Raw genomic sequence first — 14,422 nt, 5'->3', positions numbered from 1 at the left:
TGCCCTGCGCCACACCGGTCAACCCCCTCTTCGTCAGCCGCGACGATCCAACCGCATCCGGATCGAATCGAGCTCGGCCGGCAGCCGGCGCGAACGCTCGCGCCGCCGCGGCAGCGCGGCGAACCCCAGCCGCTCGTACAGCGCCCGGGCGCGCCCGTTGCGGGTCAGCACGTCGAGCACGACCTCGCGGCTGCCGTCGGCCGGCAACGCACCGGCGTCCAGCGCATCGCGGAACAACGCACTGAAGATACCCGTGCCGCGCTGCCGCTCGTCGGTCGCGCAATGCGCGACGAGGATCTGCGAACGCTTCGGCGCCGGAAGTTCCGTTTCGAGGATCAGCCCGCGCAGCAACTGGCCGGTCGTGCGGCGCACGCCGAAGAAACGCGCAAGGGCCCACACGACATGCACGTCGTCGAACATCGTCCGCTGCCCGTCGTGAATCGCCATCACGGCAAGCACGGTGCCGTCTTGCGCAACCGCGACGCGGTGCCGGCGCCACGAGAAGCGCCCGTGACGCGAGCGGAATGCCCGCTGCAGGAACGCGATGCAGCGCGCGTCGCTTTCGCCGAGAAAGAACCCGAATTCGGCCACGCCGGACGCAAACACGAGCGGCCCGCACGCCGCCGCATCATCCGCATCGGCCGCGCGAAACCGCGCGGGCTCGCCGGCGCGCGGAACCGCCCGCGGGAACGCGGCGGCCTGCGTCATGCGCTCCGCCCCGCCAGCCGCGACAACACGCCAACCGTCCGGCTGATCTGCTCCGGTTCGTGCGTCGAGCAGATGAAGAAACGCAGCCGCGCCGCCTTTTCCTCGACGGCCGGATAGAAGATCGGCTGCACGTTGATCCCTTCATCGAACATCGCATTCGCCCATTGCGCGGCCTTCAGCGAGCTCCCGGTAATCACCGGCACGACCGCATAACCCGCACTCGTGCCGGTATTCAGCCCGGCGGCGCGCGCCTCGGTCAGGAACTGCCCCCCGCGCGCCTGCAGTTGCGCGACGCGCGCCGGCTCCGCCTGCAGGCGTTCGAGCGCGGCCAGCGACGCTTCGGCGAGCGTCGGTGCGAGTCCGACGCTGTACAGAAAACCCGGCGCCAGATGACGCAGCATGTCGACGAGCGGCTGGCAGCCGGCGATGAAACCGCCGCAGCCGGCCAGCGTCTTGCTCATCGTGCCCATCCACATGTCGACCTGATCGGGGGCGACGCCGCAATGCTCGCGGATACCCCTGCCGGTCGCGCCAAGCACGCCGAGCGAGTGAGCCTCGTCGACCAGCAGGAACGCGCCGTGGCGCGTCTTCACGTCGACGAAGCGCTGCAGGTCGGGGAAATCGCCGTCCATGCTGTACAGCCCTTCGATCGCGATCAGCACGTGCCGATATTCGCGGCGCACGCGCGACAGCAGTTCGTCGAGCGCCTGCCAGTCGTTGTGCGGGAAGCTCAACCGCTTCGCGCCGCTCAGCTGCGCGCCCTGCACGATGCTGTTGTGCGCGAGCGCATCGTGGACGACCAGGTCGCCCGGGCCGAACAGCGCGCCGATCACGGTCACGTTGGTCGCATGCCCGCTCACGAACGCAACGCAGTCGTCGGTCTCGTAGAACGCGGCCAGCGCGCGTTCGAGGTCGCGCTGCACTGGGCGTTCGCCCGCGACCATGCGGCTTGCCGATGCCGACGTGCCGTAGCGGTCGATCGCGGCTTTCGCACGCGCGGACACGTCCGGGTCGCCGGCCAGGCCGAGGTAGTTGTAGTTCGCGAAGTTCAGGTATTCGCGGCCGCCGATCTGCGTCGTCGCACCGGCGACGCCGTCGTGCACGCGGAAAAACGGCGAGTCGACGCGCAGCTTCTCGCCCATCTCGCGCATGATCCGGACCTGCTGATACTGCGGCATCGATTCGAAGCGGCTGCGCGCCGACGCGGTCTGCGCAGCTGGCGTGCCGGGCACGCCGGGTGCCGCCGCGGCATCGGTCGCGCGTTCCAGTTGCCGTTTCAGGGCTTTCGCCGCCAGTTGCTGGCGAAGATGCTCTCCCAGTGCCATCGCTTCCTTCGCTTTATCTCGAAAAGACGCTATGTTACGCCGCGTATTTTGAAAAAGCGTGGATTCAAGTCTCGGAAAAGTCGGCCCACTGCCACGCATCGGGCGTAGCGAGCAGCGCATCGACCAGCCGGAAGTTCATTTCGTGGCTCGGCCGCAGCGCGCTCACGCGCGCCAGCAGCGGCGCACCGGCCAGCGCGAGATCGCCGACCAGGTCGAGCACGCGATGCCGGACGAACTCTTCCGGCAGCCGCATCCCGCCCAGCACGCGATTGCCGACGATGGACGCGGTACACGACGGCCGCGCGCCGCGCAGGATCGGCACGCCGCGCAGATACCCGGCGACGATCGCCGGCACGGCCCACTTCACGCGCCCGTACGAGCGCGACGGCGCGATTTCGGTCGCGAATGCGGCCGGCGTCAGCGCGCCGTCCCAGTGCATGTCGCCGAAGCCGCGCAGGTCGTTGCGTACGCTCAGTTCGTAGCGCGGCGCCGGCTCGATCCGCATTTCACGCCGCTGGTCGCCCTCGCCGTCCGTGACGACGACGGGCCGCAGCACCCGGATGAAGCGTTTCGGCGCATCGAGCGCGACGCGGCCGCATGCGCGGATCGCATCGACCCACGGCGTTGCGCTGCCGTCGAGAATCGGCACCTCCTCCGCGTCGAGCTCGACGATCGCGTGATCGATTTCGCACGCGAGCAGCGACGCAAGCAGATGCTCGACGGTGCGCACGCCGACGCCGTCGGCATTGCGCAGCATCGTGCAGAGCGGCTGCGCGCGGCGCAGCGCGGGATCGACCGGCAGCGTCGCGAGTGTGCGCCCGTGCGCGACGCGGCGGAACGCAATGCCCGTCACACCGTCTTCCGGGCGTCCGGGCAGGATCCGCACGCCCACCCGGCGCCCCGTGTGCAGCCCGTGCCCGTCGATCGTCAGCGGCCGTGCCAGCGTACCCTGGCGCGTCGCCCAGCCTGCCGGTGCGCTCATCGAACAACCTCCAGCGGCGGCGACGCATGACCGGCGACGGCCGCCGGCCCGGTGTCGAGCATCGCGCGCGCTTCGCCGTCGATCGCATGCTTCGCGGCAAGCGCCGCGACGGCCTCCTGCGCGGCATCGGTCGCGGAGCCTGCGTCGGCATCGGCCGACGCGCCGATCGAATCGACGATGCGCCCGGCCAGCGTCGTGACCGACGCGCCTTCGGCAATCGCCATCACCGACAGCTTGACCTCGAACGCTTCCTCGACGGCAAGGCCGAGCTCCATCCCCATCAGCGAATCCATGCCCATGTCGAGCACCGACTTGTCGAGCGCGATGCGGTCGGGCGTCATGTGCAGAATCCGCGCAATCTGCGCCTGCAGCGTCCGCGCCACCAGCGCGATCGCTTCGTCGCGCGGCAACGCGAGCACCTCTTCGCGCAGCTGCGTGCCGCCGTCGCGCGCGTCGCCGCCGCTCGCGTGCGATTGCAGCAGCGCATACCGGCGCGCCTTCGCGGCCGGCATCCCGCGCGCCACCGCGTGCCAGTCGAGCCGGACCACGGCTTCGCCGGCCGCGCCTGCAACCAGCGTGCGCTCGAGCGCGACCATCGCCTCGTCGGACGTGATCGACGCACCGCCGATCCGTGACTGCAACGCTTCGCGCGTATCGGCGTGGCGCGCGAGGAAACCGACGTCCTCGAGCGGGCCCCAAGCCATGAACGTACCCGGCAACCCTGCCGCGCGGCGATGTTCGACCAGCGCCTCCAGGAAGGTGTTGGCCGCGACGTAGTTCGATTGCCCCGGATTGCCGAGATAGGTCGTCGCCGACGAATAGACCACGAACAGGTCGAGCGGCAGCGCGCGCGTCGCGCGATGCAGGTTCCACGCGCCGGCCACCTTCGGTGCGAGCACCGCGGCCATGCGTGCATCGTCGAGATTGCGCACGAGACCATCGTCGATCGACATCGCAGAATGCAGCACGCCCTTCAGCGGCACGTCGCGCCGGACGATCGCGGCGATCATCGCGTCGACCGCCGCGGCATCGGTCACGTCGCACGACACGACGTCGACGGTAACGCCCAGCGTGTCGCGCCAGCACGCGACCTCGTCGCGCGCCGCGGCGGCGAGTTCGCCGGAGCGGCTCGCCAGCGTGATCCGGCGCGCGCCGCGCTCGACCATCCAGCGCGCGCTCGCGAAGCCGAGCCCGCCCGTGCCGCCGACCACCAGGTACGCGCCCCGCGGATCGAGTGCGAGCGAGCCCGCGCCCGTCACACCGCGCGTCGGCGCCGGCGTGCCGGACGGATAGGTCACGAGCACCTTGCCGATCTGGCGCGCCTGCTGCATGTAGCGGAACGCATCCTCGGCCCGTTCGGCGGGGAACGCGCGATACGGCAGCGGATGCAGCACGCCTGCCGCGAACAGCGCCATTACTTCGCCGAACAGGCGTTCGGTCAACTCCGGCAGCGCGCCCATCAACTGGTCGGCATCGATGCCGAAATAGCTGATGTTGTTGCGGAACGGCCGCAGCCCGATATGGCTGTTTTCGTAGAAATCGCGCTTGCCGAGCTCGAGGAAACGACCGAACGGACGCAGCGTGTCGATGCTGCGCACCATCGCTTCGCCGGCCAGCGAATTCAGCACGATGTCGATGCCCTGCCCGCCCGTCATCGCGCGGATCTCGTCCGCGAACGCGAGACTGCGCGAATCGAGCACGTGATCGGCGCCAAGCAGGCGCACGAATTCGCGCTTCTCGTCGCTGCCGGCCGTCGCGAACACTTCCGCGCCGAAGTGGCGCGCGAGCTGGATCGCGGCGATCCCGACGCCGCCCGCGCCGCCGTGCACGAGCACGCGTTCGCCGCGGCGCAGCCGCGCGAGTTCGACGAGCGCGTAATACGCGGTGAAGAACGTGGTCGGCACGGTCGCCGCTTCCTCGAACGACAGGCGTTCGGGCTTCGGCGCGATCGCTTGCGTACGCGTCCTGACGCGCGTCGCGAACGATGCCGGCGCGAAGCCGAGCACCGCGTCGCCCGGCGCAAATGCCTTCACCGCGCGGCCGACCCGGACGACGCGGCCGGACAGCTCCATGCCGATAGACGCGCCCGCGAAGCCGGTTTCGACCGCCTCATCCGACAGGAGCCCCATCGCATACATCACGTCGCGGAAATTCAGGCCGGTGGCAACCGGCTCGATTTCCACCTCGTCCTCGCCCAACGGGCTTTCGGGCAACGCAAACCATTCGAGATTGCGCAACGAGCCCGGCGCGTCGAACGCGAGCACCGACGCGCGCGCGATCGCGCCATTGCTGCGCGCCGCGGCTTGCGCGGCCGTCAGCATGCGCGGCACCCGCCGCCCGTGTGCGCTCAGGACGACTTCCTCCTCGACCGCCGAGCCGGTCAGCTCGCGAATCAGCGCATCGGGAATCCCGTCCGCCGTCTGGTCGACGTCGATCAGGCGGCACGCGAGTTCGGGATGCTCGTTCGCGAGCACGCGACCGAGGCCCCACAGCGTCGCCTGTTCCGGGTGCGCATTCGCGGCCCCGGCAAACGGCGCGCCGCCGCGCGTGACGACGGTCAGCCGCGTGGCCGCGTTCGGCTGCGCGCCGAGCGCGCGCACGAGTGCCGCCAGCGCGATCGCGCCGTGACGCTGCGCGGCCATCAGGACGTCGCCCGTCGCGGCCTCGGCGAGCGGCGTTTCCGGTGCGCAGAACACGACGTGCGTCGGCTGCCCGGCCGGCAACGACGCAATCGCGTCGGCCGCATGCGTGAGATCGACGATATCGGCCGGATAGCCCGCCCGCACCAGCGTATCGGCCAGTTGCCCGCCGAACCCGCCGACCGCACCCGGCGCGTGCATCACGAGCCAGCGTTCGTTGCGTGCGAGCGCATCGAGATCGCTCGGGTCGCTGCCATGTTGGGCGGCCTTCGTGCTCGCGGGATTGCGCGCGACGACGAACGTCGGCGTGCCGTCCAGGTCGAGCGATTGCTCGACGTGCCGCACAACGTCGACGTAGCCTGCGCGCGCGAGCGCGGCCTCGAGATCGGCCGGCGCCAGCGGCACGGGCGTGTCGGCTTCCGTCGACGCCGCCTGCGCGGCGAACACGATGTCGGAGAAACGGCCGCGGCGCGACTCGGCCAGCAGCAGCAATCCACCGGGCGCCAGCCACGACCGTATCGCATGCAGCGCGTCGGCCACGTCGTGACGGCCGCTCAGCGCGCGGTTCGCGACGATCAGGTCGTAAGGCCCGGCGTCGTCGGCCGACAGCGACAATCGCTCGCCCGACTGCAGCGCCACCGTGCGCACCGCCGCTTCCGCGTCCGTGTCGAACCCGGCCAGCTGGCCGGCCGTCGCGGCAATCGTGTGATCGCAGCGTGCGGCCGCGAGATGCATGCCGAGCGTCTGCAGCACGTCGCCGTCCGTCGCACCGAGTTCGAGCACGCGCAGCCGGCGCGCCGGCTGCCATGCGTCGACCGCGTGCCCGACGCCGGCCGTCAGCAGCGCGTGCACGTGCTGCCAGGTCGGCGACGCGGCAAGGAGCTGCTCGACCAGGCTGTGGCCGGTCGGCGACAGCCAGCGTGCGCCATCCTTCGCGCCGCTCAGCACGTCGGCCAACGCCGCGCCGCAGTGCGCAAGCAGCGTCAGCTCGGCCACGTGCGCCGGCGATTCGGCCAGCAGCCCGCGCCACAGCTCGTCGAGCGGCGGCAACGCCGCGCATGCCGCGTCGTCGCGTACGAGGTGCGCGCCGTCGCGATGGGCCAGGCCGTCCTCGACGAGCATGTCGGCAAGACGCGCCGCCAGCGCCGCACGCCCGGGCGCCGGCTGCCAGGTGTCGGCGAACGCGCCGAGCGCATCGAATGCGCGCAGCACGTAGAGGCTCGCGAGCACGTCGAGCAGCGGCAGGATTTCGGTCAGATGCCGCGTGCGGCGGCCGTCGTCCTCGGCCGTCTCGAGCCGGGCGACCGCCTGCGCAAGCAGCGCGTCGGGCGCCGGCAGACCGGCCGCATCGACATCGCCCGGCAGCGGCGCCTCTTCGAGGCGGTACACGAAGCGCGCAGGCAGGTTCTGCCGGCGGCCGACGAGGTCGACGCGCCGGAACCGGCAAGCGCCGAGCCGCGCGACGATCGCGCCTTGCGCGTCGAGGAATTCGAAATGCGCGACGACCGAATGCGGGCTGCGCCGGTCGATCCGCGCGAGCACGCGAGCGACCGTATCGCCGCGCAGGTAGTCGACCCGGCCGATCTGCACCGGCACGTAAGCCGGATGCTCGCCGTCGCGCGCGTGCGCGGCGAGCAGCGCGAACAGCGGATGAAACCCGCTATCCATCAGCGCCGGATGCAGCAGATAGGCGGACAACGCCCGCGCATCGCCGCATGCGGCGGGTGCCGAGACGTCGGCCAGCGCCGCGTCGTCGCCCGCGGCGACCCGCACGCTCCGGACCCAGTGGAACGCCGGCCCGTACGTGAGGCCGATCGCTGCGGTGTTCGCATACAGCGTGTCGCCGTCGGCGGCCGGCAGCGCAAGCAGGCGCTCGAGCGTACCGGACGGGACGACCCGCGCAGCGCCGAGCGCGCAGCCGCTTTCCAGCATCCGCCCCGTCACGTTCAGCGTCCATGCGCCGTCCGACATCCGGTCGCGCGTCTCGATCGTGAAGGTCGCGGTGCGCGGCTCGATCACGAGCCGGAACAGCTTCGACTGCTGCGGCTGGAACACGACCGGCGTGCGGATCTCGACGTTTTCGAGTGCCGCATCCGGCGTATCGAAGAAGGTGCGCGCAGCGGCAAGCGCCATTTCGACGTAACCCGCGCCCGGGAACGCCACGCCGCCGTCGACGACGTGATCGGCCAGCATCGGCAGCTTCGCCGGATCGAGCTGGTTTTCCCAGCCGAACGCGTGTTCGTGCAGGCGATAGCCGAGCAACGGATGCTCGCGGCGGCGATTGACGAGGCCGTAGCCTTCGACGGTCGGCGTCAGCCAGAACCGGTCGCGCTGCCACGGATAGGACGGCAATGCCGCGCGCGACGTGCCCGGTGCAAAGCGATCCGGATCGACGCTCGCACCGTGCGCGATCGCCGCGAGAATCGCCTGTCGCAGCGTCGCCGCGCTGCCGTGATCGCGCTTGAGCGTCGGCAGCACCGTGCCGGCCACGCCGGCAGCCGTGAACGCCTGCTTCACGTACGTGCGCAGGATCGAATGCGGCGACACTTCCACGAACAGCCGGACGCCCTGCTCGATCAGATAAGCGACACCGTCGCCGAAGCGCACGGGCTCGCGAATATTGCGCCACCAGTAGCGCGCGTCGAGCTCGGTACCGGCGAGCGCCCCGCCGGTCACGGTCGATACGAACGTACCGTTGCCCGGTTGCGGCCGCAGGCTGGCCAGTTCGGCCAGCACGATCGGCTCGATGCGATCCATGTGGCTGCTGTGGAACGCATAGTCGAGATCGAGCATCTGGAAGAACTTGCCGCTGCCGCGCAGCGCGGCCTCAAGTGCCTGCAGGCCCTGCAGTTCGCCCGCCAGCGTGACCGCATCGGGGCTGTTGATGCCGGCGATTTCGACGCGCCGCGCGAGCCCGTGACGCGCGATCAGTTCGCGTGCGGCCGCGTCGCCGATGCCGACCGCGGCCATCCGGCCGCTGCCGCGCGTCATCGCCTGCGCGCGGCTGCGGATCTTGATCACGCGCACCGCATCGGCGAGCGACAGCGCACCCGTCACCCACGCCGCGGCAATCTCGCCGACGCTATGGCCGATCGCCGCGTCGTAACGCATCCCGCGCGCATCGATCACGCGGATCATGCCGACCTGGATCGCGAACAGCAGCGGCTGCGCGTTCTCGGTCGCGGCGAGCCATTCGGCGCCCGCGCCGGCCAGCCATTCCGCGCCCGGGCCGCCGCGCATCACGTCGACGAGCGACGGGCTGCCGTCGGCGCACCACAGCGCGTCGACTTCGTCGAGCGCCGCGCGGAAGACGGCGTTTTCCGCGTAGAGTTCGTTGCCCATCCCGACCCACTGGCAACCGTTGCCCGAGAACACGAGCGCGGTGCGCGGCGTGTCCGCGGGCGCCTGACCGGTGACCACGCAGGCCGGCACGCCTTCCCGCGCCGGCTGGGCCAGTGCCGCCAGCGCCGCGCGGCCTTCGGCCACGTCGGCCGGCGCGATGATCGCGCGATGTTCGAGCCATTGACGGCGGCGTGCGGCCGCGGCGGCAAGCGCCTGCCAGTCGCCGCCGTTGTCGAGCGTCGCCAGATAGCGGCCCGCGAGCGCGCCGAGCGCAGTCGCGCCGCGCGCGGTCAGCACGAGCGGAGACAGCGCATCGGCCGGTTCCGGCGCAGCCGTCGACACGTCACGGGCAGCCGGCGCCTCGGTCAGCACGACGTGTGCGTTCGTGCCGCCGAAGCCGAACGAGTTGACGCCGACCGTCAGCGGCGCGTCGCCCGCGTCGAGCGGCATGAAGCGATCGACGACGCGCAGGTGCCCGCCGTCGAAATCGATGCCGGGATTGGGCGTGACGAAATGCAGCGAGCGCGGCACCGCGCGATGCTTCAGGCACAGCACGGCCTTCAGCAGGCCGGCCATGCCGGAGGCCGTTTCAAGGTGGCCGATGTTGGTCTTCACCGAACCGATGAGTAGCGGACGGTCCGCCGGGCGCTGGCCCGATACGACGTCGATCAGCGCGCGCGCCTCGATCGGATCGCCGACCGCCGTGCCGGTGCCGTGCGCCTCGAGGTACGCGAGCGACTGCGGATCGATACCGGCGCGCGCGTACACGCTGCGCAGCAGCGACGCTTGCGCGGCCGCGCCGGGCACACTGATGCCGCCCGGCGAGTGGCCGACCGAGTTCACGCCGGAGCCGGCGATCACCGCATGGATCGTGTCGCCGTCGGCGAGCGCGCGATCGAGCGGCTTGAGCACCACGAGCGCGCCGCCTTCGGAGCGAACATAACCATCGCCGGTCGCGTCGAATGCGCGGCAACGGCCGCGCGGCGACAGCATCGACGCCTTGGAGAAGCTGACGAAGCCGAACGGATGCAGCAGAAGGTTGACGCCGCCCGCGAGCGCCATCTCGGCTTCGCCGGACTGCAGCGCCTTGACGGCCTGGTGGAGCGCGACGAGCGACGACGAGCAGGCCGTGTCGACGGACATGCTCGGACCGCGCAGGTCGAACAGGTAGGACACGCGGTTCGACGCGATGCTCAGGGTGTTGCCGGTCGCCGAATACGGATCGATCACGTTCAGATCGTCCATGTTGCGGTTGCCGTAATCCATGCTGGCAGCGCCGACGAACACGCCGCAGTTGCTGCCGCGCATGTCGGCCGGGCGCACGCCCGCGTCCTCGAACGCTTCCCATGCGAGTTCGAGCAGCAGGCGCTGCTGCGGGTCCATCTGGGCCGCTTCGCGCGGGGAAATGCCGAAGAATGCGGCGTCGAAGCCGGCGACGTTGTCGAGCACGCCGGCCGCGAACGTGTAGCTCTTGCCCGGTTCGCGCTTGGACGGGTGCTGGTAGAAATCGGTGCCGAAGCGGTCGGCGGGGATTTCGGTCACTGCGTCGCGTTCGTCGCGCAGCAGTTGCCAGAAGTCGCCGAGATTGTTAGCGCTCCCGGGAAACCGACAAGCCACCCCAATTATTGCAATCTTACTGTTCATCTTTTATGTCGCTTTCTCGGATGCGTGCGGCTCTTCCACGCGATTTCCGTCATCTTGTACCACATGCAAAAGTACCGACCCGAGTTCTTCGGCAGCCAGGTCACGGCGTTCGGGAGTATCCGTGCCGTAGTTCCGCCATATGAAGTAGTCGCTGTTTTGCGGTGTAACGCCTAGTTTTTCGAATACATGAGGCAGCGCGGGAACGTGGTCGCCGTAGAAACAAACGACTGTTTCACGATCGCTGGTACGCAAATGATCGAGCAAGCGGCCGATCATCGCGTCGGCATTTTCAATGTGCCGTAGATATGCGGTCAGGTCGCGCCAGGAGGCGTCTTCGCCAAGAGTATGCCTCGAAGACGATTCTCCGGGTAAAACCTGCTCCAGGTGCAGGGGGCCGTGGTTTTCCATTGTCATTGCGAAGATGAAGCGTGGCGCGCTCCGGGGCTCGTCCAGCACATCGATGACGGTATCCAGTACGGCCGAATCGGCAATATATGGTCCCGCTCGCGGCGAATCGGAAAAATATTCGATATCCAGAAATTTATCGAATCCCAGCAACGGAAAGACCCTGTTCCTTCCGAAGAAGTCTGCATAGTACGGATGAATCGCGACAGTCGTGTAACCGCCGTGCTGGAACCAAGCTGCGAGTGTGGTGCACGCGCGCCGCACGAAAGCGTAAGGATAGAAACGAGCGTAACCGAGACGTGCAGGCGTCAATCCGCTCAGCATCGCAAACTCCGTACGCATCGTATTCGCCCCCCACGCGGGCACGATCAATTCGCCGTGGTAGCTGGACTCCCGGCGCGCGATGTCCAGATGACGGTAGTTCACGGGCTCGATCCCCGTGCCAAGGCAACGCGCGTCGAAATACGACTCGCTCTGGATCACGATCACGTCAGGGCCCGCAGTCAGTGCGCCCGATGCGTACGGACCTGTCTGCGCAGCGTGTTCGAACGCACGCAGCGTCGCGGGCCGCAGGCCGTTCAGCAGATACGCGACGAATACTGTAAAAAATCCATGCCGCTGCTGGTCAGCGCCGGCATCCAGCGTAAGCGGCAAGCGTGCTGCCAACCAACAGGTTGCGACTGCGGACGCCACGAGGAGCGCCATCACTGGCCAGAGCGGCCCGTCGAACGGGCGCTCAGCAAAAAAACCGCTCACCAGAAACGCAACGCCAATTACGATTACGATTACCTTGCCAACGCTCAAAAATGGCAGGTACAACCGGGGATGCGCGAACAATTGGCTGAACAGGCTCAGATCCGTAAAAACGAATGGTTCGCGCAGCGACTCATACTTTGCATTGCTAACAAGCGCCAGCAGAGCAAGAATTACTAGTGCAGCACACGCCGAAAGGATCGGCCGCGTGGTAATGAGCAAGACCAGCGATCCGATGAATGTCAATGCAGCGAGATGCAGGCTGACCGCTTCCAGCGGTCGGCCCGCCCCTGCACGAGGTAACGCCAATCGGTCGAGCAAAAACGACGCGATAAACGCGAACGCGGCAATCGCTGTCTGCGGCACTGTCAACTAAACCTCCTTGCGAGGCAGATAGGAAAGCCCGTCCAAAATGGCATCGGCTACCCTGGCAGGCAATATCGACAACAACCGCATGCCAACAGCGAGTGCCATGGGGAATGCGATCTCCGCTCGGCGCTTGTCGACTTTGCGCCGAATGAACCGAGCAGCGCGTTCTGCGCTCCACATGAACGGTTTGTCGCCTGGAAAGACGTCACTCATCGCTGTTCGGACGAAACCCGGAAACACAAGAGAAACTGCAATCCCCTCCCGCACAAGCAGTGGCCGCACCGAGTCGGCATAGGCCCTAACCGCTGACTTGCTCGCACAATATGCCGGCGAAATAGCCATTCCGCGGAATGCGGCGAGCGAACTGATCATTGCAATCTGTCCACTTCTTCGCATGCGCATCCGCTCTATAACAGGGAGTACGCAATGAACAACACCGAAAAAGTTGGTATTCACAATCGTCGCTGTGCGCTCCAACCCTTCCCAATCACTCGCCGATGCAAGCGTACTTGCCACCCCAGCATTTGAGATCAATAAGTCGATCGGAGCGAAATCGTCAAAAGCGCACAACCAATCGGCCATGGCGGTTGCATCCCGAACGTCGACGCGACCGACGCGCGTCGACGCACCACGAGCGCGGCACTCGCGCGCTACGCTCTCGAGTCGCTCGTCGTCGCGCCCAATCAAACCCAATACAATGCCCGGCGCCGCATACTCGAGGGCAAGTGCCCGTCCTAACCCGTTGCTTGCGCCAGTGATTACAATATTCGTTGACACCGCATTACTCATTCCGAAGCCTCGAGCCGTGACACAGCACCTCGAATCGCCCGTTCGATCCCAGTACGGGTATAGAAGTCTCCGTTGATTTGCGTGTGATGAATAACGTAGTCAAGAAATGCCTGGTAAAGCTCACGATCGGGTTCAAATTCGGCTTTCCAGAAATCATCAAGACCGCCCTGCCACGTCAGCCCCTGCATATCGTAGATTGCGTGCCCGAGAGCGATGAGTGGCCGCCGATGATGAAGGGCTGACAACCCAACCGTACTGTTTACGACGATCACGCCCCGGGCATACTCGAGCAAGGTCGGCAAGTGCCCCGCGTCGATGAAGGTAACGCGGTCGGCGACCCCCAATTCCTGCGCAAGCAGAAGCACATGGCTCCGGTGATCGATTAGCCCCGTATCCAACGGATGATTCTTGACCACGAGCCGGACGTTTGAATCGGCATGGGCAGCGAATGAGCGTAGTACTTGATCGACCGCTGGCCGGGTTCCGCCAAACGGAGAATGCACGACGAGTTGAGCATCCGAATTGAGTTGCAGCGGGAACAAGAAGTAGCCATCAGTTGCACGAAGCAGTTGATCCGTTACCCGGCCCGCATCACGCTCAAACCGGCGCTGCGCAAGTGCACGCCAGGCGAGCCCGACATACTCCACGAATCCGTTATGTGGCCGATGACTACGATAGTGCGGGAATCGGCGCGAAAATAGCGTATTGGCGCTACGATAAGCGATATCGTGAAAGGCTCGCTCGCGAAGGTTATAGCCGGTCGGCGCGGCAGGCGGACTTGCTGGCGTCTCCTTGCGCCGGTCACGATACCAATCCGGATCTCTAGGTAACAGGGAGCGACCGTTGACTCCATGGCGCTCCAACGTCAGCCAGTGCGGCCGCACATAGCCCTCTTCGAATACATGCACACGCATGCCCGCCTTCTGCGCCATCGCGTGCGCAGGGACATGAACCTCGCGACAGTCGCCGAACATCAGCACATCGGTGAAGCCACCTCGTCCGATTACGTCCGAATACCATGCCGGCAGTTCGCCAAGGCGCCCTTCGTAATTCATCGCGTGGCGCGCGGCCCCACCGTATAGAAGATCTCCTCCACAAAAATTGACCTTCTGTACTGCATGGCCGCGCATGCGCAAAGCCTCGGCGAGCTTGGAAAAAAAGGGGAGGCCGTACCCTGAAGCGCAAGATATGAGCGACGCATGAAAGAATGTTGCGAGCAGTGTGGGCGCACAAGAATCCGAGACGCTTTCGCCTCTCACGGCATCCACACTATATATATGAACCGGACGTGGAAATCACCCGAGCGCCACCGCTAGCAATTATCGCATTCGACAGCGCCAAAAACATTAGCGCGAACAAAATCGCGCACTCAAACAAAAATGCGGTGACGCAAGTCACGCAACTTGGCTATAATAGGCGCCCCGCGCTGTACACCCCCACCGCCATCATGCTGGGCCGGATCAGGC

6 protein-coding genes and 1 pseudogene are annotated in these 14,422 nt (G+C 67.2%); all 7 read right to left on the bottom strand.

What is annotated here, in order from left to right:
• Positions 1 to 33 precede the first annotated feature (33 nt).
• The 7 genes and pseudogenes from VXM69_RS23005 to VXM69_RS22975 all read right to left on the bottom strand — a co-directional run bounded on the left by VXM69_RS23005 (position 34) and on the right by VXM69_RS22975 (position 14,157).
• A complete protein-coding gene (locus VXM69_RS23005; protein WP_367189267.1) occupies positions 34 to 708 on the bottom strand; it encodes a GNAT family N-acetyltransferase in 675 nt (224 codons plus the stop codon).
• Positions 705 to 2,033, bottom strand: coding sequence for an aminotransferase class I/II-fold pyridoxal phosphate-dependent enzyme (locus tag VXM69_RS23000; protein ID WP_367189266.1), 1,329 nt, complete (start codon positions 2,031 to 2,033; stop codon positions 705 to 707). The genes VXM69_RS23005 and VXM69_RS23000 overlap by 4 nt, the downstream gene beginning before the upstream one ends.
• Positions 2,034 to 2,097: 64 nt before the next feature.
• Positions 2,098 to 3,015 carry a UDP-3-O-acyl N-acetylglycosamine deacetylase gene (locus tag VXM69_RS22995; RefSeq protein ID WP_124669272.1) on the bottom strand — a complete coding sequence of 306 codons (918 nt, stop codon included), beginning with the start codon at positions 3,013 to 3,015 and terminating at the stop codon, positions 2,098 to 2,100.
• The gene (locus VXM69_RS22990; RefSeq protein WP_367189265.1) at positions 3,012 to 10,640 is read right to left on the bottom strand and encodes an SDR family NAD(P)-dependent oxidoreductase; all 7,629 of its coding nucleotides are present in this window, start codon (positions 10,638 to 10,640) and stop codon (positions 3,012 to 3,014) included. Before VXM69_RS22990 ends, VXM69_RS22995 begins: the two co-directional genes overlap by 4 nt.
• A gap of 3 nt (positions 10,641 to 10,643) precedes the next feature.
• Entirely contained in the window at positions 10,644 to 12,164 is a 1,521-nt protein-coding gene (locus VXM69_RS22985; protein ID WP_367190202.1) for an LTA synthase family protein, read from the bottom strand.
• Between the two features lie 6 nt (positions 12,165 to 12,170).
• Positions 12,171 to 12,956 carry an SDR family NAD(P)-dependent oxidoreductase gene (locus VXM69_RS22980; protein WP_367189264.1) on the bottom strand — a complete coding sequence of 262 codons (786 nt, stop codon included), beginning with the start codon at positions 12,954 to 12,956 and terminating at the stop codon, positions 12,171 to 12,173.
• Positions 12,953 to 14,157, bottom strand: a pseudogene (locus VXM69_RS22975) (capsule biosynthesis protein). Before VXM69_RS22975 ends, VXM69_RS22980 begins: the two are co-directional and overlap by 4 nt.
• Between the last annotated feature and the right edge of the window lie 265 nt (positions 14,158 to 14,422).

The sequence above is a fragment of the Burkholderia sp. Ed8 genome (assembly GCF_040761425.1).
Taxonomy (GTDB): Bacteria; Pseudomonadota; Gammaproteobacteria; order Burkholderiales; family Burkholderiaceae; genus Burkholderia; species Burkholderia seminalis.
This window is presented reverse-complemented; position numbering and strand designations above follow the sequence as displayed.

Coding starts and splice junctions, on each gene's coding strand:
- VXM69_RS23000 (WP_367189266.1), bottom strand. CDS start 2,033: ATGGCACTGGGAGAGCATCTTCGCCAGCAACTGGCGGCGAAAGCCCTG.
- VXM69_RS22990 (WP_367189265.1), bottom strand. CDS start 10,640: ATGAACAGTAAGATTGCAATAATTGGGGTGGCTTGTCGGTTTCCCGGG.
- VXM69_RS22980 (WP_367189264.1), bottom strand. CDS start 12,956: ATGAGTAATGCGGTGTCAACGAATATTGTAATCACTGGCGCAAGCAAC.
- VXM69_RS23005 (WP_367189267.1), bottom strand. CDS start 708: ATGACGCAGGCCGCCGCGTTCCCGCGGGCGGTTCCGCGCGCCGGCGAG.
- VXM69_RS22995 (WP_124669272.1), bottom strand. CDS start 3,015: ATGAGCGCACCGGCAGGCTGGGCGACGCGCCAGGGTACGCTGGCACGG.